This is a genomic window from Methylobacterium haplocladii (assembly GCF_007992175.1).
In the GTDB taxonomy this organism is placed as follows: Bacteria; Pseudomonadota; Alphaproteobacteria; order Rhizobiales; family Beijerinckiaceae; genus Methylobacterium; species Methylobacterium haplocladii.
Window position 1 is genome coordinate 166427 of sequence record NZ_BJZT01000013.1, and the last position, 23410, is coordinate 189836.

The window sequence follows — 23410 nt, forward strand, 5'->3', positions numbered from 1 at the left end:
ACGCAGTGGGGCGCCGAACGAACGGTTTCAAGACTCCCTCCCGTCACCGCGAGCGTAGCGAAGCGCTCCAGGGCCAACTCCCCGAGCGTCGAGGGTGTGGCCTGGATCGCTTCGATGCGCTCGCGATGACGGCGGAAGGGCCCGCAGCCCTCGCGGTTATTCCGCTGCGACGAGGTAGCTTTTCGGGTCGTAGTTCAGGATCGGCCCGAGCCAGCGCTCGGTCTCGCGGATGTCCATGCCCTTGCGGCCGGCATAGTCCTCGACCTGATCGCGCTCGACCTTGGCGACGCCGAAATAGTGCGACTGCGGATGGGCGATGTAGAGCCCGGACACCGAGGAACCCGGCCACATCGCGTAGGACTCGGTGAGCTTCACGCCGATGCGGCGCTCGGCCTTAAGCAGGTCGAACAGGGTGACCTTCTCGGTGTGGTCGGGCTGGGCCGGGTAGCCGGCGGCCGGGCGGATGCCGTCGTACTTCTCGTGGACGAGCTCATCGGTCGCGATGCTCTCATCCGGGGCATAACCCCAGAACTCGCGGCGCACCCGCTCGTGCATGCGCTCGGCAAACGCCTCGGCGATGCGGTCCGCGAGCGCCTTGACCAGGATCGAGCGGTAATCGTCGTTCGCCCGCTCGAAGCGCTCGGCGATGCGCACCTCCTCCAGCCCGGCCGTCACGACGAAGCCGCCGACATAGTCGCCGATCCCGCTGTCCTTCGGCGCGACGAAGTCCGAAATGCAGGTATTCGCCCGTCCGTCGCGCTTCGACAGCTGCTGGCGCAGGCCATGGAAGGTCGCGAGCACATCCGTCCGGCTCTCGCCCGTGTAGAGTTGGATGTCGTCGCCGACGCTGTTGGCCGGCCAGAAGCCGATGATGCCCTTCGGGTTGAACCAGCGCTCCGCGACGATCTGCTTCAGCATCGCCTGCGCGTCGTCGAACAGGGCCTTGGCGGCCGGACCCTGCTCGGGATCCTCGAAGATCGCCGGGTAGCGGCCCTTGAATTCGTAGGTCTGCAGGAACGGCGTCCAGTCGATGTAGGGCACGAGGTCGGCGACCTCGTAGGAGCCGAACACCCGGGCGTCGGTGAACGAGGGCTTCTTCGGGGCGTAGCCCGACCAGTCGATCTTGAAGGGATTGGCGCGGGCCTTGGCCAAAGGCAGACGCGTCTTGTCCATCTCCGAGCGGGCATGGGCCTCGGCGACCTTGCGGTATTCGGCCTGGATCTTCTCGATGACGCCGCCGCGGGTCTCCTTCGAGATCAGGCTCGACACGACGCCGACCGCGCGGCTGGCATCGGTGACGTAGATCGTCTGGCCGCGATTGTAGGCCGGGTCGATCTTCACCGCCGTGTGGACGCGGCTGGTGGTGGCCCCGCCGATCAGCAGCGGCACCTCGAAACCCTCGCGCTCCATCTCGGAGGCGACATGCACCATCTCGTCGAGGGACGGCGTGATCAGGCCGGAGAGGCCGATGATGTCGACACCCTCCTTCCTGGCGATGTCGAGGATCTTGGCGGCCGGGACCATCACGCCGAGATCGATGATCTCGTAGTTGTTGCAGGCCAGAACCACGCCGACGATGTTCTTGCCGATGTCGTGGACGTCGCCCTTCACCGTCGCCATCAGCACCTTGCCGGCCGCGCGGCGCTTGCCATCGCCGCCGTTGGCGAGCTTCTCGGCCTCCATGTACGGCTCGAGATAGGCCACCGCCTGCTTCATCACGCGGGCCGACTTCACCACCTGCGGCAGGAACATCTTGCCCGAGCCGAACAGGTCGCCGACCACGTTCATGCCGGCCATCAGCGGGCCCTCGATGACATGGAGCGGCCGCTCGACGCCCTGGCGGGCTTCTTCCGTATCGGCGAGGATGTACTCGGTGATGCCGTTGACGAGCGCGTGTTCGATGCGCTTCTCGACCGGGGCCTCGCGCCACCTGAGGTCGGTGGTCTTGGCCTTGGCCTCGCCGCCGCTCTTGAAGCGCTCGGCGGCGTCGAGGAGGCGCTCGGTGGAATCGTCGCGCCGGTTGAGGACGACGTCCTCGCAGAGCTCGCGCAGCTCCGGCGGCAGCTCGTCGTAGACCGCAAGCTGGCCCGCGTTGACGATACCCATGTCCATGCCGACCTGGATCGCGTGGTACAGGAACACCGCGTGCATCGCCTCGCGCACCGGCTCGTTGCCGCGGAAGGCGAAGCTGAGGTTCGAGATGCCGCCCGAGACGTGCGTGTGGGGCAGGGTCTCGCGGATGATGCGGGTCGCCTCGATGAAGGCGACGCCGTAGCCGTTGTGCTCCTCGATGCCGGTGGCGACGGCAAACACGTTCGGATCGAAGATGATGTCTTCCGGCGGGAAGCCGATCTCTTCGGTCAGAATCTTGTAGGCGCGGGTGCAGATCTCGACCTTGCGCTCCAGCGTGTCGGCCTGGCCCTGTTCGTCGAAGGCCATGACGACCACGGCGGCGCCGTAGGACCGGCAGATCTTCGCGGCTTCAACGAACTTCGCCTCGCCCTCCTTCATGGAGATCGAGTTCACGATCGCCTTGCCCTGGATGCACTTCAGGCCGGCCTCGATCACCTCGAACTTCGAGGAATCGACCATCACCGGCACGCGGGCGATGTCGGGCTCGGCGGCGACGAGGTTCAGGAACTCGACCATGGCCTTCTGCGAGTCGAGCAGGCCCTCGTCCATGTTCACGTCGATGATCTGGGCGCCGGCAGCCACCTGATCGCGGGCGACGTCGAGAGCCGCGGCGAAATCGCCATTCTTGATCAGCTTGCGAAACTTGGCCGAGCCGGTGACGTTCGTGCGCTCGCCGACATTCACGAAGGGGATTTCCTTCGCGAGCGTGAAGGGCTCGAGGCCCGACAGGCGCATCAGGCGCGGCACCTCGGGGATTGCCCGCGGCTTCTTGTCGGCCACGGCTTCCGCGATGGCGCGGATGTGGTCCGGCGTGGTGCCGCAGCAGCCGCCGACCATGTTGACGATGCCCGACGCCGCGAACTCGCCGACGAGCTTGCCCATCGCCTCGGGGCTCTCGTCGTAGAGGCCGAACTCGTTCGGCAGGCCGGCGTTCGGATAAGCGCAGACCAGCGTGTCGCAGATGCGCGAGAGCTCGCTGATATGGCCGCGCATCTCCTTCGCGCCGAGCGCGCAGTTCAGGCCGAAGGTCATCGGCGCGCAGTGGCGCAGCGCATTCCAGAACGCCTCCGGCGTCTGGCCCGAGAGCGTACGGCCTGAGAGGTCGGTGATCGTGCCGGAGATCTGGATCGGCAGCCGAACGCCGCGTTCATCGAAAACCTGCCACGTCGCGGCGATGGCGGCCTTGGCGTTGAGCGTGTCGAAGATCGTCTCGATCAGGATCAGCTCGGCGCCGCCGTCCATCAGGCCGCGGACCTGCTCGGCATAGGCCTGCTTGACCTGATCGAAGGTCACGGCCCGGTAGCCGGGGTTGTTCACGTCCGGCGAGATCGAGAGCGTGCGGTTGGTCGGGCCGATGGCGCCGGCGACGAAGCGGCGGCGGCCGTCCTGTTCCTCGGCGAGCTTCGCGGCCTCGCGGGCGAGGCGCGCTCCCTCGCTGTTCAGCTCGTGGATGATCGATTCCATGCCGTAATCGGCCTGAGCGATCGTGGTGCCGGAAAAGGTGTTCGTCTCGCAGACGTCGGCGCCGGCGAGGAAGTAGTCGAGGTGGATCTGACGGATCGCGTCGGGCTGAGTCAGGATCAGGAGGTCGTTGTTGCCCTTCTGGTCATGGGAATGGTCCATGAACCGCGCGCCGCGAAAATCCGCCTCGCCATAGCCGAGCCGCTGGATCACCGTCCCCATCGCGCCGTCGAGCACGAGGATCTTTTCGGAGGCGCGCTGACGCAGTGCGGCTTCGATCTCGGTGCCGTCCACGGGGCGGAGTTCGGTCATTTCGTATCCTCGGGGACGCGAGGTCCCATCAAACCACCTTACCCTGAGGTGCCGGCGCGAAGCGGCGGCCTCGAAGGGTTTTCCATTATCCACCGCTATCCCTGAGGACCCTTTGGGGCCCGCTGGCGCGGGCACGCCTCAGGGTTGGGGTGCTGGTGCGATCGAAGCGATCAAGCCGCCGCCTTCCGCTCCGCTACCTTCGGCGCCTGCGAGCGCAGGCCCAGAATGTGGCAGATCGCATAGACGAGGTCGGAGCGGTTCATCGAGTAGAAGTGGAAATCGTTGACTCCCTGGTCGACGAGATCGATCACCTGCTCGGCGGCGACCGCGGCGGCGACGAGGCGGCGCGTGTCCACGTCGTTGTCGAGTCCCTCGAAGCGGGCCGCGAGCCAGTAGGGCACCGAGGCGCCGGTGCGGCGGGCGAAATTCGCCGCCTGCTTGAAGTTCTGCACCGGCAGGATGCCGGGGATGATCGGGATGGTGATCCCGGCCGCGCGCACCTTGTCGAGGTAGCGGAAATAGACGTCGTTATCGAAGAAGAACTGCGTGATCGCCTGATCCGCACCGGCATCCACCTTCGCCTTCAGCGCGTCGATATCGGCTTCGAGCGACGCGGCTTCGGGGTGCACTTCCGGATAGGCCGAGACCGCGACCTTGAAGTCGCCGATCTTCTTGATGCCGGCGACGAGATCGCAGGACTGGGCGTAGCCGCCCGGATGCGGCTTGTAGGTCGAGCCGACACCGTCGGCCGGGTCGCCGCGGAGCGCCACGATGTGGCGCACGCCGGCATCCCAGTAGGACTGCACGACCTCGTCGATCTCCGGCTTCGTCGCGTTGACGCAGGTGAGATGGGCGGCCGGCTTGAGGCTGGTCTCCTTGACCATGCGGGCGACCGTGTTGTGCGTGCGCTCGCGGGTCGAGCCGCCGGCCCCGTAGGTCACCGAGACGAATTTCGGCTGCAGCGGCGCAAGGCGCTCGATCGACGACCACAGAATCTTCTCCATCTCGTCGGTCTTCGGCGGGAAGAACTCGATCGAGACGCGGATCGGGCGGAAGCCGTCGCGGCTGGCGCGGTGGGAATTGGCGTTGGGCATCGTTTCGTCCTCTATGTCGGTCGGTTCAGACGAGCCGGGATAGGGTTTCGCGCGGTCGCAGCGTCAGGCAACGGCGCGTTCGGAATTCAGGGCGGTGACGGCGATGTCCTCGGCGAGCCAGAGGGTCACCGTCAACGGATGTTCGGTCCCATCGGTCGGCGCGATGTCGCGGTGCTCGACGCGGTCGAGACCGGACTCGACGAGCCAGTTCGCGACCTGATCGGCTGCGAAGCCGAGGCGGCGGTGGGCCTGGGTCTCGCGCAGATGTTCGAGGCTGTGCGGCGCGAAGTCGACCACCAGCAGCCGGCCGCCCGGGGCGACGAGGCGCACGGCTTCGCGCAGGGCACGCGCCGGATCGTCGAGGTAGTGCAGCACCTGATGCACCACGACGAGGTCGAATGCACCGCGGCCGAAGGGCGGCGCGTGGATGTCGCCCTGGCGCAGATCGACCCTGGCGAGGCCGGCCTGCTCCAGGTTGGCCCGCGCCACCGAGAGCATCGCGTGGCTCGAATCGAGCCCGGTCGCGCGGGCCGCCAGCGGTGCGAGCAATCCGAGCATGCGGCCGGTGCCGGTGCCGAGATCGACGAGGCTGCGGATCGGCCGCTCGCCGAGGGCATCGCACACGGCCGCCTCCACCGTCGCCTCCGGCACATGAAGCGAGCGCAGGCGATCCCATTTCGGAGCCAGCCGCGCGAAGAAGGCCTGAGCCGACTCGGCGCGCTGGTCGCGAACGGCCTCCAGCCGGGCGCGATCCTCGGAGAGCGGCGCGTTCGTGCGGTCGAGACCGGCGATCATCGGATCGATCAGGCCGGCCCGCCCTTCGCGCAACCGGAAGAACGCCCAAGCGCCTTCGCGGTGACGCTCCACCAGCCCGGCCTCGACGAGGAGCTTGAGGTGGCGCGAGATGCGCGGCTGCGACTGGCCCAGGATGTCGGTGAGGTCGGTGACGGAGAGTTCGCCGTCGGCGAGCAGCGCCAGGATACGCAGCCGCGTCTCCTCGGCGACGGCGCGCAGCATGCCGACCGCTTCCGCGAACGGGATCGAGGCCGCGCTATCCTGGTTCGTATTAGACATAAAGATATCTTTATGTTCGCCACGAGCCGTTGGCAAGCGCTTTCGGATCGTGTTTTTTCGCGGAGCCTAACGTAAAGGCGGTTGCAACGCGCAGAAGGCGTCGACGGCCCCCGTCACCGCCCGGGCGATACGGTTCTGCCGTTCCGGGCCTGCGAGCCGCTGCTCCTCGTCCCGGTTGATGATGAGTCCGGCTTCCATCAGGACCGCCGGCGCTTCCGTCGCCTTGAGCACTGCGAGCTCGTCGAAGCGATAGATGCCGCGCGCGGCGTCGAGGAAGCGGCGGTTCTCGCCGCGGATGGCTTCGGCGTGATGGGTGGTGAAGGGTAGCCCGGCATCGAGCAGCCGATCCGCCAGCACCGTTGCGAAGGCCGCACTTTCGCGAAAACGTCCATTGGCCCGCGACACGAACAGCGACCAGCCCGCGAAGCGATCACTGAACTTCTGCTCGGCGCCATCGACCACCCAGCTCTTCAGGTAGGTCTTCTGTACGGAATCGTGGTGGACCGAGAGGAATAGGTTGGGTTCGAGGGCATTCGCCTTTGCAGCGCGCAGCCCGAGCCCGGCCCGGCCGCCGTCGGACAGCATCTGCCTCGTCTCGGCGTAACCCTGCCGGACCAGATGCGCCTCGATGATTGCGGCGAGGCTTAGATTGAAGCGATATTCGTCGATGCCGCGTGCGCTCGTGGCGCCGGGCGATTCGGGACTGTGGCCGACGTCGAGGACGATCCGGAACGCTGCCCGTTCGCACTGCGCGGAGGCCGGCATGGCGTTCGCCAGCAGGAATGCGCCGAACGCAGCGATCGTCGCAAGCCGGCCGCTGCGCATGCGGAATCGTCGCCCGTATTGCCTCGTCGATACCCGTTTAAGGTGTGACGCAAGCGATGCAAGCGAGGCCTGGTTGCCACACGAACCGGGCCTCGCTTGCACCGGGGGCGATCAGGCGCTCAGGCCGGGTGCGTCGCCGGTCTGCTTCTCGATCGCCGCCAGCAGGATGCAGAGCGCGATGCCCTCGGAGGCGGCGCGGACGTCCGACAGCGACGGGAAGGTCGGCGCGAGGCGCAGGGTCCGATCGTGCGGGTCGCGGCCGTAGGGCGAGGTCGCGCCGGCCGGGGTCAGGGCGATGCCGGCCTCCTTGGCGAGGGTGACGATCCGTTTGGCGGTGCCCTCGACGGTGTCGACGGTGACGAAATAGCCGCCGGCCGGCCGCAGCCATTCGGCAGCACCCGTGCCGCCGAGCTTCGCCTCCAGGGTTTCGAGCAGCGCCTCGAACTTCGGCGCGATGATCGCGGCCTGCGCCGCCATGTGCCGCTCCAGCCCGGCATCGTCCTTCAGGAAGCGGACGTGGCGGAGCTGGTTGAGCTTGTCCGGACCGATCGTGCGGAAGGAGGCGCGCTCGAGATACCAGCGCACGTTCTCGGGCGAGCTCGCGAAGAAGGCGAGGCCGGCGCCGGCGAGGGTCACCTTCGAGGTCGAGGCGAAGATGAAGGCCCGGTCCGGGTTCCCCGCCTCGGCGCAGAGCGCGAGGATGTCGGGGACGGTGTGGTGGTCCTGGGTGAGGTGATGGACCGAGTAGGCATTGTCCCACATGATCCGGAAGTCCGGCGCGGCGGTCTCCATCGCGGCGAGGCGGCGCGAGGTCTCTTCGGAGTAGGTTTCGCCCGAGGGATTCGAGTACTTGGGCACGCACCAGATGCCCTTCACGGCCGGGTCGGCGACGAGGCGCTCCACCGCGTCCATGTCCGGGCCTTGGCCGGTCATCGGCACCGGGATCATGCGGATGCCGAACTCCTCGCAGATCGCGAAGTGACGGTCGTAGCCGGGAACCGGGCAGAGGAAGGTCGGAGCGCCGTCGCTCCAGGGCGCCTTCGAGCCGGGCACGCCCTTCAGCAGTGCGGCGGCGATGGTGCCGTGCATCAGCGCGAGGCTCGAATTGTCGCCGACGACGATCTGATCGGCCGGGGCCTGGACCATCTGCGAGAACAGCGCGCGGGTCTCGGGCAGGCCCTGCAGGCCGCCGTAATTGCGCGCGTCGACGTTGCCCTCGGCGAAGAAGTCACCGTTGCCGGGCAGGGTCAGCATCGGGTTCGAGAGATCGAGCTGCTCGGGCGAGGGCTTGCCGCGGGTCATGTCGAGCTTCAGCCCGCGCGCCTTGAAGGCTTCGTACTCGGCCCGCACCGTGTCGTGCAGGCGATTCAGCGCTTCGGAATCCAGGCTGGTGAGGGTCGTCATCGGTACCTCAAACGCGGAGGGCAGGGGCGGGATCGGGTTCCCCATACAAGCGGCCGGTGCCTCTGTGTAGGGAGCGGTCACGGAACGCTCCCATGCAGCGCTCAGATGGGCGCATCCCAGAGCCAGGCCGCACCGCGCACACCCGAGGCGTCGTCGTGCAGGCTCGCCCGGACCGGCGTATCGAATACGTCGGAGAAGACGTGCGGCCTGATTGCCGCAGGCAGGCCGGCGACCAGTTCCGGCACGTTCGAGAGGCCGCCGCCGAGCACGATCACGTCCGGGTCGAGGATGTTCACGACATGGGCGACGGCGCGGCCCATGCGGTCGAGGTAGGTGGCGAAGGTGTCGCGGGCCTTCGGATCGCCGGCGCGCATGGCCGCGACGATCGCCTCGCCGCCGAGGGATTGCCCCGTGCGGCGCGCGTGGTCGGCAGCGAGCGCCGGGCCGGAGAGCCATGTCTCGATGCAGCCGCGCCGGCCGCAATAACAGGCCTGGCCGGGGCGCTCGTCGTCGCGGGGCCAGGGCAGGGGATTGTGTCCCCACTCGCCGCTGACACGGCCGCGACCCGAGAGCGGGCGCCCGTCGATGGCGATGCCCGAGCCGATGCCGGTGCCGAGGATCACGGCCCAGACGAGATGCGCGCCGGCTCCGGCGCCGTCGGTGGCCTCGGAGACCGCGAGGCAGTTGGCGTCGTTCTCGACGCGCACCGGCCGGCCGAGCACCTGCGCGACGTCGGCTTCGAACGGCCTGCCGATCAGCCACGTCGAGTTGGCGTTCTTGATGAGGCCCGTGGCCGGCGAGACCGCGCCGGGCATGCCGATCCCGACGCTGCCGGCGGTAACCCCCGCTTCCCTCTCGAGATCGGCGACCAGCCCGGCAATGGCGGCGAGCGACCCGGCATAGTCGCCCCGCGGCGTCGGACGGCGCTGCGCGGCGAGCGTCCTGCCATCCGCCGCCAGCGCGATCCCGGCGATCTTGGTGCCGCCGAGATCGATGCCGATGCGCATCCGCTGCAAGACGGAGCGGCTACTGTGCCGCCACGATCCGCGGTCCTTCCGTGCCCACCTGCGAAGGGGCGTCCGGGGAGTGATCGGAGATGTCGGTGCCGATGGCGATCGGATGCTCCATCACCTGACGCAGCTTCTCCCGGTCGAGCTCGCCCTCCCAGCGTGACACCACCACCGTGGCGACGCCGTTGCCGATGAGGTTGGTCAGCGCGCGGCACTCCGACATGAACTTGTCGACGCCGAGCACCAGGGTCATCGCTGCCACCGGAACCGGGTTTCCGGGGATTGCGGCGAGTGTGGCGGCCAGGGTGATGAAGCCCGCGCCGGTAACGCCCGAGGCGCCTTTCGAGGTCAGCATCGCGACCAGGAAGATCGTCGCATACTGCCCGAACGTCAGGTCGGCGCCCACCGCCTGCGCCAGGAACAGCGTGGTGAGCGTCATGTAGATGTTGGTGCCGTCGAGGTTGAACGAATAGCCCGTCGGGATGACGAGGCCGACGACCGAATCCGAGGCGCCGAGGCGCTTCATCTTCGTCATCATGTGCGGCAGCACGGTCTCGGATGAGGAGGTGCCGAGCACGATCAGCAACTCGTCCTTGATGAAGGCGAGGAACTTGAAGATCGAGAAGCCGGCGAAGGCCGCGATCCCGCCGAGGACCACGAAGATGAACAGCAGCGAGGTGGTGTAGAAGGTGCCGACCAGCCAGGCGAGATCGATGACCTTGCCGATGCCGTACTGGCCCACCGTGAAGGCCATCGCGCCGAAGGCGCCGATCGGCGCGAGCTTCACGACGATGCCGATGATGCGGAAGAACACCTGTCCCGCGGCGTCGATGCCGTGGGTGATGCTCTCGCCCTTGGCGCCCATGCCGGTAAGCACGACGCCGGTGAGGATCGAGATCAGCAGCACTTGCAGCAGGTCGCCGCCGGCCAGCGCCTCGAAGAAGCTCTTGGGGATGATGCCGAGGATGTGGGCGATGGTCGAATCCGCCGCGGCCTTGCTGGCGTAACCCTCGACGGCCTTCGCATCGAGCTTGCTGATGTCGGCGCCGAAGCCGGCGCCGGGCCGGACGACCTCGCCGACGACGATGCCGATGAGCAGCGCGACGCTCGAGACCACCTCGAAGTAGATCAGCGCCTTGAGGCCGACGCGCCCGACCTTCTTGAGGTCGCCGATCGAGGCGATGCCGTGGACGATGGTGCAGAAAATGATCGGCGCGATCATCATCTTGATGAGCGCGATGAAACCGTCGCCCATCCACTTCATCGACTTGCCCCAGTCGGGGGAGAGCCAGCCGAGCAGGATGCCGAGCGCGATGGCGATCAGTACCTGGATATACAGGACCTTGTACCAAGGTGTGTGTTGTCCGGCGGGGGCAGCCGCGCCCGGAGCATGCGTCATCGACTGGGCCATGTTTCCTCGCCGTTAACACTCGTTGGTGTTGGCCTCTTGCGGGCCTGTCGACGACGCTAGCGGGTTTGCCGTTTCCGCTCAACGGTATGTCGGTAGTTCCACCGCATTCCGCATGCGAGAAAGTTGTCGAGACTGTGGCGCTGCCTCTTTTCCGCCACACGACTTGGTGGCACGAGTAACGGCGACGCCGAGCTTTCGCGTAGGACGGGTATTGTCTCGTCGATACAAGAGCTTCGATGGCGGCGACTGCTCACCGCGGAGTTCCCCGTGTCCTTCTCCAGCTTTTTCAAGCGGGCCGTTCCGGCCGTTCTCTCGTTGTGTGCGCTCGTCTTCGTCTCGGCCGCTCCCGCGGAGGCCGGTGTCGTGGCCCAGGTCAGCAAGTCGAGCCAGCGGATGCGTGTCTACGTGAACGGCGTGCTCGCGCATGACTGGCCGATCTCCACCGCCAGACAAGGTTACGTGACGCCGAGCGGAAGTTATCGCGTCGGCCATATGGCGCGGATGCACTACTCGAAGAAGTATCACAACTCGCCGATGCCCTATTCGATGTTCTTTCGCGGCGGCTACGCAATCCACGGCACCTATGCCGTCGGACATCTCGGCCGTCAGGCGAGCCATGGCTGCATCCGGCTCGCGCCGGGCAATGCCGCGGCGCTCTACGCGCTGACCCGGGCGTATGGAACGCAGGTGGTCATCCGTTGATCGTCCTGCGACCCGGGCGTGTGGATGCTGTTCGATCCGTCGCGCAATAAAGCGAAACAGATATCCGTTTTTGGCTGGTCACATCGATCCGAGCCGTGTCCCCTCCATGGGACAGGCCTCTTCGGATGAGGCCACTCTTCCGTACCGGCGGCGAGGTCGTTGCGATCCTCACCGTCGGCGAAGCGGAGGTCCTGATGCCGAACCGCCCGAACGGAAGAGACATCGAGCGGCGGCCTCTGTCCGTATCGGCTTCGATATCCACCAAACCCGGCCGAAGCGCCGCGTAGGCCGCCTTCGGTGCGACCGGATCAGGTCTGCTGGTTGGTGCGGCGGGGCCGAACGGTCCAACGCTCGAACGAGCCGCCGAGAGCGTCGTCCTTGGCCGGCTCCTTCGGCTGCTGGATCGCGGCGCTCAGAGCCTGCGACAGGCTCTCGATCACGTCATCGATCCGCGCATCGCCCTTGTCCTCCGACGCTGCGGCGACGGGCTTCATCTCGACCGATGCCGGGGGCGCTCCCGGCTTGGGAGCCTCGTGTGCCACAGGCGGCGGAGTCTCGACGGCCGGCTCGGCTGCCTTGACCTCCATGGGTGCCGGAGACTCGGCCGGCTCCGGGGAGGACGCCTCCGCGACGGGCGCCGGGGGCGGTGGCGCAACCGGAGCGGGTGCCGGTGCCAGCGGGGCCGCCGCCGGGGTCTCGGTGGTGGAAGGCCGCCGCAACGGCTTGTTCCCGAAACCGAAACGCGGCTCGATCAGGTCAAGCACGGCATTCAGGGCGGCATTGCTCAGACCGATCTCGGGCGACGGCGGCACGCCCTGAATGGCGACGGCATGGCGGTCGTAGCCTGCCTCCGCCGAGACGTCGGTACCGAACCAGGCCGGTGCGAGGAAGGCCTTCGACGCCGCCTCGTCGTCGAAGGTGACGCTGGCGATATCGAGGCCGGCCGGCGTGACGTAGCGGTCGATCTGAACGTCGCGGCCGCCCAACGGGACGGTCGTACGCTCATAGGCCGCCTTGCCGGAGCAGACGTCGAGGAGGGCATCGCCGTGGGCACGCGGCACCTCCGTGCGCTCCTCCTTCGAACGGCCCTCGGCGTCGGTTGTGACGAGCACGAGGTGACAATCCTGCCCGTCGATCCTGACGTAGGAGGTTCGGCCTGCCTGTGGAGCGAAATAGCCTTCCGTGATGCGGGCGCCGCCGCGCTCCTTGCGAATCAGTCGCACAAGCGACGGAGCAATCAGAAAACGCCGGACGACACTCATACGCTCAACCTCCCCGCGGGGTTCGATGTCGAGCGGTTCGACATCCCGATCCGGGCTGGCCGTCGCATCCGCGACGAACCGCCCGGCCCGGATCCGCTCATCAGGTTCGCGTCGCCGGCATCGTGCCGTCGATGTGAACCCGATGACGTGCAACCGCTCGGCATCTCTATGCCCTTAACCGCTAAGCGAAACGCCGTCGAAATCAAGACGGTTCACTTTGCGTTACCGGGGCATCGACCCTGCCGTCCCCATCGAACGGCCGTGCGAGGGTCGGTTGGATCAATCCGCCGGCTCGAAGTGCATGGCAACGCCGTTCATGCAGTAGCGAAGGCCGGTCGGCGCCGGACCGTCATCGAAGACGTGACCGAGATGGCCCTGGCAGCGCGCGCAGTGCACCTCGGTGCGCGCCATCCCGTGGCTGCGATCTACCGTGGTGTCGACGGCGCCTTCGAGGGGCGCGAAGAAGCTCGGCCAGCCGCTGCCGGATTCGTATTTGGTGCCGGTCTCGAACAGCGGCGCGCCGCAACCGACGCAGGTGAAGGTGCCCCTGCGCTTCTCGGCATTCAGGCAGCTGGTGCCCGCTCGCTCCGTGCCGTGCTCGCGCAGGACGCGGTACTGCTCGGGGCTGAGCGCCTCGCGCCACTCGGCGTCGCTTCGGGCCTCGGGCGGGCTGATCGTGCCGGTTTCGGCCATGCCGTTCCTCCATGGTTTTCGTTGTCGGGATATGGGGTCGGGCAGTCGATCCAGCGAGCGCTTCAGGCTGCCGCACCGACGGTGTCGGCCATGCGGGCCTCGCGCTCGCCGAGCGCCCGCTCGCGGCCGGTGGTGGAATCATGCCCGGTCTGGTGCTCGATCTCCGCGTTGATCTCGCCGCCGAGCAGCACGATCGTCGCCGAGATCCAGATCCAGGTCATGAAGGCGATCACCGCGCCGAGCGAGCCGTAGGTCTCGTTGTAGGAGCCGAAGCTCGCGACGTACCAGGAAAAGAGGATCGAGGCGGCGATCCAGAGCACCCCCGCCACCGCCCCCCCGAGGCCGACCCAGCGCCAGCGCGCCGGCTCGCGGCTCGGGCCGTAGCGATAGAGCACGGTGAGCGCGCCGAGGATGACGACCAGCAGCGCCGGCCAGCGCAGGGCGGCGATCGCCCAGGCGCCGTCGCCGAGGCCGACAAAGTTGAACACCAGCGGCAGGACGACGATCGCGGAGAGCGCGACGATCACGAAGATCAGCGCGCCGATGGTGAAGGTGAGCGAGCGCAGGTTCAGCCAGAAGAAGTTGCGCTTCTCCTCCTCCTCGTAGACCACGTTCAGCGCATCGAACATCGCCTTCATGGCCGCGTTCGCGCTCCACACCGAGAGCACGAGGCTGGTGAAGAAGGTCAGCCCCAGCGTGCCGCCGCCCTTCGCCGCGATGCGCTTCACCTGCCCCCCGACGATCTCGATGGCACTGTCCGGCAGCACGCCCTGCATGGCCGCGAGATGCTCGTTGATGGTGTTGGCATCCGAGAACAGGCCGTAGCAGGTCACCAGCGCGGCGATGGCCGGGAACAGCGACAGCAGCGTGTAGAAGGTGACGCCGGCCGCCACCGAGAGTACGCGGTCCTTGTTGAACTCCTGGAAGACGCGGACGGCGATGTCCTTCCAGCCCGACGCCGGGATCTCGGTAGGGTCCTTGGCGCCCCGGCCGCGATCGGCCTGCGTCGCCGCGACCCAGCGCGCGGTCCGACCCTCGTGTGAATGCGCCCCGCCGTTTTTCTCGCGACGCTTCGGCGTCTCGTCGGAGCCGCATTGGGCCGGCAGCCGCCTCGGACTTGCGGCCACCGCGATCAGCGCTGCGCCGAGCGCCAGCGTCCACAAAACGGAGGTCGCCTCGCCGTTGCGATCGGGCGGGGAAGGGGAGGACGACGGCATGGTGGGATCGAGACGCCAGGGGTTCGAGCGACCGGGTTCAACCGGCAATCAGGCTTGGCTGTTCCTTGCGCACAAGCGGAAGCCTGAGGAAAGCGCGCTGCGGTCTCGGCCTCCGCCGCCTTCGCCTTCCGCGAAGGCTCGGTAAACGAGTCTCGAATTGCGCTCGGTCCCACGTTCCATAGTCTCTCGCAATAGAGAACGAGCCGACGAAAAAGGATTTTAGCCATGCGCACGATGTCTTTGCATGCTCATCTGCCGGCACGCGACTGGCATCTTGTCACTGCTGCCGGGTTCGTCGCACTGACCGTCTTCGCCGCCGCCATCGACCGCCGGAATGCTTTCATCGACCGGAGCGTTGCCAATCCTCCCTCGGCCGAACGCGTGGCGGCGCCGTTGACGCCATCCGAGCTAGCCCGGGAGATGATGACGCACGATTGAGGTGCACTCTTCCGCCGCGACGCGAGCGCATCGGACCAAGCCCGAGGGCGATGTTCCGCGCCGGCCCCGGGTCTGGCGTGTCTCGGTTGGGGAAATCGGGGCAGACGATCCAGTTCGGGTCGATTTCGGCCGGTCCGCTGACGAGGGCGAATGGATGACAGCGGACGTTGCCGCCGGGCTCAGCCCACGCGTTTAAACTCGCCGTTAACCGAGATCAGTGACTTGTCTGATCGTTGGTAACTTCGTGCGGGCTGTATCTGCCGCCGCGCAAGGATGGCGAATTATGCGGCTGATCGTCGGCACACTCATCGTCTTCGCCTGCGTCTTCGGCAGCTACGCGCAGATGGGCGGCCACCTGGAAGTCCTCTGGCAGCCGTTCGAGTTCGTCATCATCCTCGGTGCAGCGATCGGCGCCTTCATCATCGGCAACATCGGGCCTGTGCTCAAGGCTGTGCCCGCCATGCTGCTCACGTTGGTGAAGGGCCCCAAATACACACAGCAATGCTATGTCGAACTGCTGGGAATGCAGTATACTTTGTACAAACTCGCGAAGCAGAAGGGTTCGATGGCGCTCGAGCCGCACATCGAAAATCCGGGCGAGTCGACGCTGTTCAACGCCTTCCCGACCTTCGCAGCGAACCATCACGCGGTCGAGTTCGTCTGCGACTACATGCGTATGGTGACGCTGGGCGTCGACAACCCCTACCAGATCGAAGCGCTCATGGATGAGGAACTGGAGACGCACCACCAGGAGCAGGAGCGTATCGTTTCGTCCATGCAGTCGCTTGCCGACGGAACGCCGGCGCTCGGCATCGTCGCCGCCGTGCTCGGCGTGATAAAGACGATGGGGGCGATCAAAGAGCCGCCGGAGGTGCTGGGACATCTGATCGGCGGTGCGCTCGTCGGCACCTTCTTCGGCGTCTTCGTCGCCTATGGCTTCTTCGGGCCCATGGCGCAGTCGCTCAAGAGCCTCTTCGAGGCCGAATCCAAATACTTCCTTTCGCTCAAGACGGGTCTCCTCGCTCACATCGGCGGCCAGCCGCCGGTGATGGCCATAGAATTTGCCCGCAAGTCTCTGATGAGCGACGTCCGCCCCAGCTTCAGCGAAGTGGAAGAAGCAACCGCCGCTCTGCCCGCCTAAAGCGCTTTCCGACCGAGTGGATGCCGGTCGGTTGAAAGAAAGCGCGTCATGACAATGGCCTAGAGCCGTATCCGGCCTGATGCGATCAGGCCGGATGCGGCTCTAGATTTAATCCAATCTCCAGTGGGGACCCGATGACCACGATCATTGTCAAGAAGGTCAAGAAGGCCGCACATGCACACCACGGTGGGGCCTGGAAGATCGCCTATGCGGACTTCGTGACCGCAATGATGGCGTTCTTTCTGCTGATGTGGCTGATCAGCATGACGACGCAGGAGCAGAAAGTCGGCTTGGCGGAATATTTCGCGCCGGGGAATATCAGCCCTGCAAACAGCGGCGCCGGCGGAATGCTGTACGGCACCGCCCTGGACACGTCAGGCAACAAGCCGTCCACGCCCGTCGACGTGGAGACGGGCTCTGCCGAGCAGAAGGACAGATCGCGCCCGGCCAGTCAGAAGCGCGCCCGCGATCTCGATGCCAGCCGCTCGGACGCCAGCGTGCAGGCCAACGACAGCGCCATAGCCAGCCTCCGGCAGGCGCTCCAGAAGATGCCCGACATTGCCGAGCTGTCGCGCAACATCGTGATCGAGCAGACCAAGGAGGGTGTGAACGTTTCCCTCGTGGACGAGGACGGCCGCTCCATGTTCCGCGAGGGCTCCGTCGACCCCTTCGAGCGCACCCGTCGCGTATTGGAGGCGCTCGCGCCTGCCATGCGCCGGCTGCCCAACCGCCTGTCCATAACCGGCCACACGGCCGCCGCCCGCCCAGGCTCGACGCGGGCTGGCGAACCCTGGAACCTGACCGCCGGGCGTGCGCTCGCCGTGCGCGAGATCCTGTCGGGTGCCGGGGTTCCCGCCGACAACTTCGATTCCGTGGTGGGACGCGCCGACACCATGCCGGTCTTCCCCGACAATCCCTACATCGCGCCGAACCGACGGGTGACGATCACGCTGCTCAATGCGAGCCCGCCGGTGCCCACGAACGCCTTTCGCTGACGACGAGGCGCCTCGGAAACCCTCGGGCTGATTGCAGCCACAGGGCGCACGGACGCAGCAGACAGGTTCGAGTCCCAAATCACCGACGCCGGCCCTGTCGAACCGGCCGAGCGTGACAAGCCTTCGCCGGAGCGAGGACGTGTTCCTCCTCCGAAAGCCGAACGATGCGCGAACTCCGCTGCTCGGCCCAAGCCGATTGGCCGGGTCGCGCGATCCGGTTCCGCGCCGCTACCGAAAGCCTCGTCGTCCCAGCGGCCGCAGGAGGTGCATGGCGAGACGTCCGCTCCCGGGCATCGCGTCTCGGGACGGGAACGACGGGGTCGGTTGCGGAAGGTCCGGTTTCGGTCGCCGCGCTGAAGCCTGCTCCCCACCCCGAGCCGAAGTCTCTGGATGGCTGACGAATGGATGCTTCAGGGAAGCGCCGACGGCTGTCGGTGTGGCAGGCATGGATCGCAGGCAGCCGGTCGAGCGAGCCCAATAGTCAATGACGTCACGATCCGCATGCCCATCACACCGGATCGTAAGACAAATTTCCGCATTTATAGGAATAATAGCAAACAACCGTCACGCCGTCAACCGTCTCGCGACGGCTGGCGTGCGCGAGCCGGAGCGGAACCGTTCGGGGCAGTCCGGTCCGTGGGACGGCCTGGGACGGGCGGGACGTCCGTCCCGATCGTCCGGTATGCCGAACGGCGTCACGACCGGCTGGAACCGCCGTACAACGCCCCATGCGTCTCCCGCAAAACGTTCTTCTGCACCTTGCCCATGGCGTTGCGCGGCAGGTCGTCGGCGAAGAGCACGCGCTTGGGCTGCTTGAACCGGGCGAGACGGCCTTCGAGGGCCTTGAGGATCGCGGCCTCGTCCCGCGCCTCCGGGCGGGCGACGACGATCGCGGTGACGCCCTCGCCGAAATCCGCATGGGGCAGGCCGATGACCGCCGACTCGACGACACCGGGGAGCGCGTCGATCTCGGTCTCGATTTCCTTCGGGTAGACGTTGTAGCCGCCGGTGATGATCAGGTCCTTGCCGCGCCCGACGATGTGGACGTAGCCGCGGGCATCGACCTTGCCGAGATCGCCGGTGACGAAGAAGCCGTCTTCCCTGAACTCGGCCGCCGTCTTCTCGGGCATGCGCCAGTAGCCCTTGAAGACGTTCGGGCCCTTCACCTCGATCATGCCGACCGCGCCGTCGGGCAGGGCCGCGCCGGTCTCGGGATCGACGACGCGGAGCGCCACGTCGGGCAGGGGGAAGCCCACGGTGCCGGCGATGCGCTCGCCGTCATAGGGGTTCGAGGTGTTCATGTTGGTCTCGGTCATGCCGTAGCGCTCGAGGATCGCGTGGCCCGTGCGCGCGGACCAGTCGCGATGCGTCTCGGCGAGCAGCGGCGCCGAGCCCGACACGAACAGACGCATGTGGGCGGTCGCCTCCCGCGTCAGGCCGGGCTCCTTCAGCAGCCGCGTGTAGAAGGTCGGCACCCCCATCATCGCGGTGGCCCGCGGCATCACCGAGAGGATCTGCCCCGCGTCGAGCCGCGGCAGCCAGAGCATCGTCGCACCGGCGACAAGCGCGACATTGGTCGCCACGAAGAGGCCGTGGGTGTGGAACACCGGCAGGGCGTGGATCAGCACATCGTCGGCGGTGAAGCGCCAGGTCTCGGCGAGCGTCAGCGCGTTCGAGGCGAGGTTGGCGTGGCTCAGCATGGCGCCCTTGGAGCGCCCCGTCGTGCCGGAGGTGTAGAGGATCGCGGCGAGGTCGTCGGCCTCGCGCGCCACGTCGGCGAAGTCGGCCGCGGCCGCATCGGCCGCCTCGCTCAGGCTGCCGCGGCCGTCGGCGCCGAGCGTCAGCAATTTCGCGACACCGGCCTCGCGCGTGACCGGTCCGAGGGCCTCGGCGCGGCTCGGCTCGCAGACGAAGACCGCCGGCTCGGCATCGCCGAGGAAATAGGCGATCTCCCGCTCGGTATAGGCCGTGTTCAGCGGCAGGAAGACCGCCCCGGCCCGCACGGCGCCGAGAAAAAGAAACACCACCTCCGGGCTCTTCTCGCCCTGTACCGCGACACGGTCGCCGGGCTTCACGCCCTGGGCGACCAACGCCGAGGCATAGGCGCCCGAGCGCGCGATGAGGTCGGCATAGCTGTAGCGGGTGCCGTCCGGCGTCTCGATGACGGGTTTTGCAGCCGGCTCCGGCGGCAGATGCGCCCGCACGAGGTCGAAGAGATGGTTGGCCATGGGCGTGTCGTCGGCGTGTCAGGTCCCGCCGACCGGCTTGGCGCGGTTCTGCGCCGCGTTCAAGCCTTGGAGAACCTCAGCCGGGCGGGATGCGGCCGACCGAGCAGAGCGTGCGCAGCGACGACGAGCCCGGATCGGCATAGCAGCTCGCCGACCAGCCGCTCTGCTGGATGAAGGACTTGCGCCGCTCGCGGAGCGCCGTCTCGTAGGCCCGCACCAGGGCGGCCTCGACGGTGGCGGGCGGTACGCCGATCGCGAGCCCGCCGGCGATCGACAGGTCGCGATAATAGGCGGCCGAAGGGCTCGGCTCCGAGGAGGCGACCTGAACGATCGGCTCGGCGCGGCAGGTGACGTCGATCTTGAGCCCGCTCGCGGCCTTCACGTCGACGCTGGGGCCGACCCGCTTTCCGACCTTCTTGGCACCCGTCGCCTGGGCGATCTGTCCCACGAGGGTATCGCATTCGTCGGCCCGCGCGGCGGTCGACAGGAGCAGGAGGCAGGCGAGGGCAGTGCGGATCATGGGCGCACTCTTTACGCAGGGCCGGGCCGAAGTCGAGGCCGTTTCACGGCCCGATCCGGCGCTGCGATGCAGGCTTGACCCGGACGCGAGCGGGGCCGCAGGTGCGGACCCATCCTGGAGAGGGAGTCGATGTCATGATCGAGCGCGTGGTTGCAGCCCTGGCGCTGATACTCTCGGCGGCATCGCCCGCTCTCGCTCAGCAGCCCCCGGCACCGGCGCCCCAGGCCCAGCCGGACGCGGCCTCATCGAAGTCCCGCGCGCGCCGGCCGCAGCAGCCCGCGCAGCCGATCATGGTCTACGACGCCCGGATCGAAGCGGGGGACCTGCGCATCTCCGGCAGCGTGCGCAAGGGCGGCCTCGTCGTCATCCTCGACGACGAGATCTCGGTGGCCGCCGACAGCCGCGGCCGCTTCGTGTTCAAGCTGCCCTACCGCCCCCGCACCTGCGTCGCCGCGCTGAAGGCCGGGGAGGACGAGCGCGAGGCGGTGATCGCCAATTGCGCGCCCGAGGGCGAGGCTGGCCCCAAGGGCGAGCCGGGGCCGACCGGTCCGCAGGGCGTGGCCGGTGTTCAGGGGCCGCCCGGTCCGCAGGGCGTCGAGGGAGCGCCCGGGGTGGCCGGTGCGCCGGGCGCGAGAGGTGAAGCTGGGGCGAAGGGCGATCTCGGACCGAAGGGTGACGCCGGTTCCAGCGGTGAGGCAGGCGCGCAGGGTCCGACCGGACCCGCGGCGGCGTCCCTTCGTGCCCTCCGGTCCGGCACGTGTCCCGACACAGGCTGCGAGCTCGCCTGCGACAGCGGTGAGGTGCTAGTTTCCGCCTACTGCTTCGGCAGCGCCACCCCGACCTACCGTGCCAGTGCGGGCGGCACGGCGACGGCCGCCTGTCCGGCGGGCGGCGAGGGCATGGCGGCCTTCTGCACCAGGCCATGACGGCGGCTCAGCCGCCGGTCTCGCGCAGCCAGTCGATCATGCCGGCGGCGGCGGCGCGTCCGCCGGCGAAGGCTGCCTGCAGCAGGTAGCCGCCGGTCGGGGCCTCCCAGTCGAGCATCTCGCCGGCGACGAAGGTGCCGGGATGCGCCTGCAGCATGAAGCGCCCATCGAGCCCGGCGAAGGAGACGCCGCCGGCGGTCGAGATGGCCCTGGCGATCGGGCGCGGCTCCAAGAGCCGCAGGGGCGCAGCCTTGATCATTTGCGCGATTGCGTCGGGCGCGTCCGGCAGGTTCAGGCCATGCGCCTCGCGCAGAAGCCCGGCCGCGACGGGACTGAGCCCAGCGGCCTTGCGCAGCCGCGTCGCCAGCGAAGCGCCGGGTTTCGGATCGCCGAGACGCCGGGCCAGTGTCTCGACGTCGAGGTCGGGGCGCAGGTCGAGAACGATTGTGGCCCCGTCGCCGGCGTGGATCGCCTCGCGGATGTGGCGCGAGAGCGCGTAGACCGCGCCGCCCTCGATGCCCTCGATCGTTATCACCGCCTCGCCGCGCACCGCCCGGTCGCCGAGCCTGAGGCCGATGCGCTTGACCGGCTCACCGGCGAACCGACCCGAAAAGTGCTCGGACCAAGCTACCGAGAAACCGACATTCGCGGGCCGCAGCGGCTCGACCGCCACGCCACGGCCTTCGAGCAGCGGAACCCAGGCCCCGTCCGAGCCGAGCCGCGGCCAACTCGCGCCACCGAGGGCGAGGAGTGTGGCGCGCGGCCGCATCGCGACCGCGCCCTCGGGCGCCTCGAAGGCCAAAGTGCCCCCATCCCACGCGGTCAGACGATGGCGGGGCCGGATCGTGACGCCGAGCGCGCCGAGGCGCGCGAGCCAGGCACGCAGGAGCGGCGACGCCTTGAAGCTCTTCGGAAACACCCGTCCGCTCGATCCGACGAAGGTCGGCTGGCCGAGGTCTTCGCACCACGCGCGCAGCGCCTCGGGCGGAAATGCCTCGACCGCTGCGCGTAAGGCAGGGTGCCGGGGATGGTAGCGGTCGAGGAAGGCCGTCAGCGGTTCGGAATGCGTGAGGTTGAGCCCGCCGCGTCCAGCCAGCAGGAACTTGCGGCCGACGGACGGCATCCGCTCGTAGACCGTGACGCGGTGTCCCGCTTCGGCCAGCACTCCGGCCGCCGCCAGCCCGGCCGGGCCGCCGCCGACCACCGCGATGCTCTCGTCTCGTTCCATCACAGCGGCAGGCCGCGTCGAGGCAGCGCTGTCAAGCCGTGGCCCGGCGATCCTTTCCTGCGAGGCGCTGCCCTTGATTCGCCGAACTCCGCTCGCTACGTCGCGCCCATCGGCTGCGGGCCCCTCTGGCGGGACGCCTTCTCAGGCTTCCGTGATGTCGGAGCCGATGCTCTCGTCAGTGAAGCAGTGGGCTCCGCGCTACGATGGATTTTCTCTACGCTCAATGGCTCGGCCAGCCGGTCTGGATGTGGCTCGGTTTCCACGTTCTGGTCCTGAGCCTGATGGCCTTCGACCTCGGCCTGCTCCACCGCGACAAGGGCCGCGTGATCGGGGTGAAGGAGAGCCTCACCCTTACCGCCTGCTATCTCGTTCTCGGCCTCGCCTTCGGCGGATGGGTTTGGTGGTACATGGGCCGCACGGCCGGCGAGGAGTTCGTGACCGGATTGGTCATCGAATACTCGCTGTCGATGGACAACGTCTTTGTCATCGCGGTGATCCTGACGGCGCTCGGCGTGCCGCGCTCGGCCCAGCACCGCGTGCTGGTCTGGGGCATCCTCGCCGCCGTGCTGCTGCGCGGCCTGATGATCGGGCTCGGCGCGGCCTTGGTCGAACAGGCGCACTGGGTGCTCTCTTTGTTCGCCGCTTTCCTGATCTATGCCGGACTCAAGATGCTTTTTTCGAAGGAAGAAGATCAGGCCGACATCGAGAACAGTGCCTCGCTGCGCTTTTTGCGCCGGCACCTGCGCATCACCAAGGAGCCGGACGGCCAACGCTTCGTCACGCGCCGGCCGCATCCCGAGACAGGCAAGATGGTCCTGTGGCTGACGCCGCTGGCGCTGGCGCTGACGGCGGTCAACATCGCCGACGTCATCTTCGCCGTCGACAGCGTGCCGGCGATCTTCGCCATCACGACGAACCCATTCATCGTCTACACGTCGAACATCTTCGCCATCCTCGGCCTGCGCTCGCTCTATTTCGCGCTCGCGGCGATGGTCGACCGCTTCGCCTATCTCAAGACGGCGCTCGCCTTCATCCTGATCTTCATCGGCGCCAAGATCGTGATCGCGGACACCCTCGGCCTCGTCGACCTGCCGCCCTGGGTCTCCCTCGCGGTGACGCTGGCGCTGCTGACGATCGGCGTCGTCTACAGCCTGTGGCGGACGCGCGGTGTCGCGAGCGAGCCGAAAGAGGCGGCGCACCGAGTCTGAAACGGAGCGATGTTGCGGAGGCGGAATACGGTCTCGTCCGTCATCCCAGGGCCGCGCAGCGGAACCCGGGAGCCACCCGACACGCTGCGCCCAGTCGTAGGTTCCGGGTTCTCGCCTTCCGCGAGCCC

The 23410-nt window shown here is 67.7% G+C and carries 19 protein-coding genes; 6 read left to right on the plus strand and 13 right to left on the minus strand.

Features of this window, described 5'->3' with window-relative positions; translation table 11 throughout:
• Positions 1-156: 156 nt before the first annotated feature.
• From metH to MHA02_RS07295, 7 genes are all read right to left on the minus strand, one after another.
• On the minus strand, positions 157-3906 hold the full coding sequence (metH, locus tag MHA02_RS07265; protein WP_147077977.1) for a methionine synthase: 3750 nt from the start codon (positions 3904-3906) through the stop codon (positions 157-159).
• A 170-nt stretch (positions 3907-4076) separates the two neighbouring features.
• Entirely contained in the window at positions 4077-5000 is a 924-nt protein-coding gene (gene metF, locus MHA02_RS07270) for a methylenetetrahydrofolate reductase [NAD(P)H] (RefSeq protein WP_147077978.1), read from the minus strand.
• 63 nt (positions 5001-5063) lie between these two features.
• Positions 5064-6074, minus strand: coding sequence for an ArsR/SmtB family transcription factor (locus MHA02_RS07275; RefSeq protein ID WP_147077979.1), 1011 nt, complete (start codon positions 6072-6074; stop codon positions 5064-5066).
• 66 nt (positions 6075-6140) lie between these two features.
• Positions 6141-7001: an N-acetylmuramoyl-L-alanine amidase family protein gene (locus tag MHA02_RS07280; protein WP_170249086.1), complete on the minus strand. Its 861-nt coding sequence runs from the start codon at positions 6999-7001 to the stop codon at positions 6141-6143.
• A gap of 9 nt (positions 7002-7010) precedes the next feature.
• On the minus strand, positions 7011-8303 hold the full coding sequence (locus MHA02_RS07285; RefSeq protein ID WP_147077981.1) for an aspartate aminotransferase type Ic: 1293 nt from the start codon (positions 8301-8303) through the stop codon (positions 7011-7013).
• A gap of 101 nt (positions 8304-8404) precedes the next feature.
• Positions 8405-9310 (minus strand): ROK family protein, encoded by a 906-nt coding sequence (locus MHA02_RS07290; RefSeq protein ID WP_147077982.1) that lies wholly within the window; start codon positions 9308-9310, stop codon positions 8405-8407.
• Between the two features lie 19 nt (positions 9311-9329).
• Positions 9330-10724, minus strand: a complete 1395-nt coding sequence (locus MHA02_RS07295; protein ID WP_147077983.1) for a dicarboxylate/amino acid:cation symporter — start codon at positions 10722-10724, stop codon at positions 9330-9332.
• A 267-nt stretch (positions 10725-10991) separates the two neighbouring features.
• On the opposite strand from MHA02_RS07295, the gene MHA02_RS07300 reads away from it, so the two are divergent.
• Positions 10992-11426: a L,D-transpeptidase gene (locus MHA02_RS07300; protein ID WP_147077984.1), complete on the plus strand. Its 435-nt coding sequence runs from the start codon at positions 10992-10994 to the stop codon at positions 11424-11426.
• A 308-nt stretch (positions 11427-11734) separates the two neighbouring features.
• On the opposite strand, the gene MHA02_RS07305 is transcribed toward MHA02_RS07300, so the two are convergent.
• From MHA02_RS07305 to MHA02_RS07315, 3 genes are all read right to left on the minus strand, one after another.
• Positions 11735-12688: a hypothetical protein gene (locus MHA02_RS07305; RefSeq protein WP_147077985.1), complete on the minus strand. Its 954-nt coding sequence runs from the start codon at positions 12686-12688 to the stop codon at positions 11735-11737.
• A 279-nt stretch (positions 12689-12967) separates the two neighbouring features.
• Complete coding sequence (msrB, locus tag MHA02_RS07310; protein WP_147077986.1) at positions 12968-13381, minus strand: peptide-methionine (R)-S-oxide reductase MsrB; 414 nt, start codon at positions 13379-13381, stop codon at positions 12968-12970.
• 62 nt (positions 13382-13443) lie between these two features.
• Positions 13444-14598: a YihY/virulence factor BrkB family protein gene (locus tag MHA02_RS07315; protein ID WP_147077987.1), complete on the minus strand. Its 1155-nt coding sequence runs from the start codon at positions 14596-14598 to the stop codon at positions 13444-13446.
• 225 nt (positions 14599-14823) lie between these two features.
• Between MHA02_RS07315 and MHA02_RS07320 the strand changes: the two genes are divergently transcribed.
• The 3 genes from MHA02_RS07320 (at position 14824) to MHA02_RS07330 (ending at position 17172) form a co-directional block, all read left to right on the plus strand.
• The gene (locus MHA02_RS07320; RefSeq protein WP_147077988.1) at positions 14824-15036 is read left to right on the plus strand and encodes a hypothetical protein; all 213 of its coding nucleotides are present in this window, start codon (positions 14824-14826) and stop codon (positions 15034-15036) included.
• 283 nt (positions 15037-15319) lie between these two features.
• Positions 15320-16177 (plus strand): flagellar motor stator protein MotA, encoded by an 858-nt coding sequence (gene motA / locus MHA02_RS07325; RefSeq protein WP_147077989.1) that lies wholly within the window; start codon positions 15320-15322, stop codon positions 16175-16177.
• A gap of 134 nt (positions 16178-16311) precedes the next feature.
• The gene (locus MHA02_RS07330) at positions 16312-17172 is read left to right on the plus strand and encodes a flagellar motor protein MotB (RefSeq protein WP_147077990.1); all 861 of its coding nucleotides are present in this window, start codon (positions 16312-16314) and stop codon (positions 17170-17172) included.
• A gap of 695 nt (positions 17173-17867) precedes the next feature.
• Here MHA02_RS07330 and MHA02_RS07335 read toward each other — a convergent pair.
• Entirely contained in the window at positions 17868-19400 is a 1533-nt protein-coding gene (locus tag MHA02_RS07335) for a malonate--CoA ligase (RefSeq protein ID WP_147077991.1), read from the minus strand.
• Between the two features lie 76 nt (positions 19401-19476).
• Positions 19477-19920 (minus strand): hypothetical protein, encoded by a 444-nt coding sequence (locus MHA02_RS07340; protein ID WP_147077992.1) that lies wholly within the window; start codon positions 19918-19920, stop codon positions 19477-19479.
• A 134-nt stretch (positions 19921-20054) separates the two neighbouring features.
• On the opposite strand from MHA02_RS07340, the gene MHA02_RS07345 reads away from it, so the two are divergent.
• Entirely contained in the window at positions 20055-20846 is a 792-nt protein-coding gene (locus MHA02_RS07345; RefSeq protein WP_147077993.1) for a collagen-like protein, read from the plus strand.
• Between the two features lie 7 nt (positions 20847-20853).
• Here MHA02_RS07345 and MHA02_RS07350 read toward each other — a convergent pair whose 3' ends face one another.
• Positions 20854-22152 carry a TIGR03862 family flavoprotein gene (locus MHA02_RS07350; protein WP_373318366.1) on the minus strand — a complete coding sequence of 433 codons (1299 nt, stop codon included), beginning with the start codon at positions 22150-22152 and terminating at the stop codon, positions 20854-20856.
• 125 nt (positions 22153-22277) lie between these two features.
• Here MHA02_RS07350 and MHA02_RS07355 point away from each other — a divergent pair, with 125 nt between their 5' ends.
• Entirely contained in the window at positions 22278-23282 is a 1005-nt protein-coding gene (locus tag MHA02_RS07355; protein WP_147077995.1) for a TerC family protein, read from the plus strand.
• Positions 23283-23410 lie beyond the last annotated feature (128 nt).

Bases quoted from the DNA above. Each gene is read 5' to 3' on its own strand.
- metH (WP_147077977.1), bottom strand. From the start codon at position 3,906: ATGACCGAACTCCGCCCCGTGGACGGCACCGAGATCGAAGCCGCACTG.
- metF (WP_147077978.1), bottom strand. From the start codon at position 5,000: ATGCCCAACGCCAATTCCCACCGCGCCAGCCGCGACGGCTTCCGCCCG.
- MHA02_RS07275 (WP_147077979.1), bottom strand. From the start codon at position 6,074: ATGTCTAATACGAACCAGGATAGCGCGGCCTCGATCCCGTTCGCGGAA.
- MHA02_RS07285 (WP_147077981.1), bottom strand. From the start codon at position 8,303: ATGACGACCCTCACCAGCCTGGATTCCGAAGCGCTGAATCGCCTGCAC.
- MHA02_RS07290 (WP_147077982.1), bottom strand. From the start codon at position 9,310: ATGCGCATCGGCATCGATCTCGGCGGCACCAAGATCGCCGGGATCGCG.
- MHA02_RS07295 (WP_147077983.1), bottom strand. From the start codon at position 10,724: ATGGCCCAGTCGATGACGCATGCTCCGGGCGCGGCTGCCCCCGCCGGA.
- MHA02_RS07305 (WP_147077985.1), bottom strand. From the start codon at position 12,688: ATGAGTGTCGTCCGGCGTTTTCTGATTGCTCCGTCGCTTGTGCGACTG.
- msrB (WP_147077986.1), bottom strand. From the start codon at position 13,381: ATGGCCGAAACCGGCACGATCAGCCCGCCCGAGGCCCGAAGCGACGCC.
- MHA02_RS07315 (WP_147077987.1), bottom strand. From the start codon at position 14,598: ATGCCGTCGTCCTCCCCTTCCCCGCCCGATCGCAACGGCGAGGCGACC.
- MHA02_RS07320 (WP_147077988.1), top strand. From the start codon at position 14,824: ATGCGCACGATGTCTTTGCATGCTCATCTGCCGGCACGCGACTGGCAT.
- motA (WP_147077989.1), top strand. From the start codon at position 15,320: ATGCGGCTGATCGTCGGCACACTCATCGTCTTCGCCTGCGTCTTCGGC.
- MHA02_RS07330 (WP_147077990.1), top strand. From the start codon at position 16,312: ATGACCACGATCATTGTCAAGAAGGTCAAGAAGGCCGCACATGCACAC.
- MHA02_RS07335 (WP_147077991.1), bottom strand. From the start codon at position 19,400: ATGGCCAACCATCTCTTCGACCTCGTGCGGGCGCATCTGCCGCCGGAG.
- MHA02_RS07340 (WP_147077992.1), bottom strand. From the start codon at position 19,920: ATGATCCGCACTGCCCTCGCCTGCCTCCTGCTCCTGTCGACCGCCGCG.
- MHA02_RS07345 (WP_147077993.1), top strand. From the start codon at position 20,055: ATGATCGAGCGCGTGGTTGCAGCCCTGGCGCTGATACTCTCGGCGGCA.
- MHA02_RS07355 (WP_147077995.1), top strand. From the start codon at position 22,278: ATGGATTTTCTCTACGCTCAATGGCTCGGCCAGCCGGTCTGGATGTGG.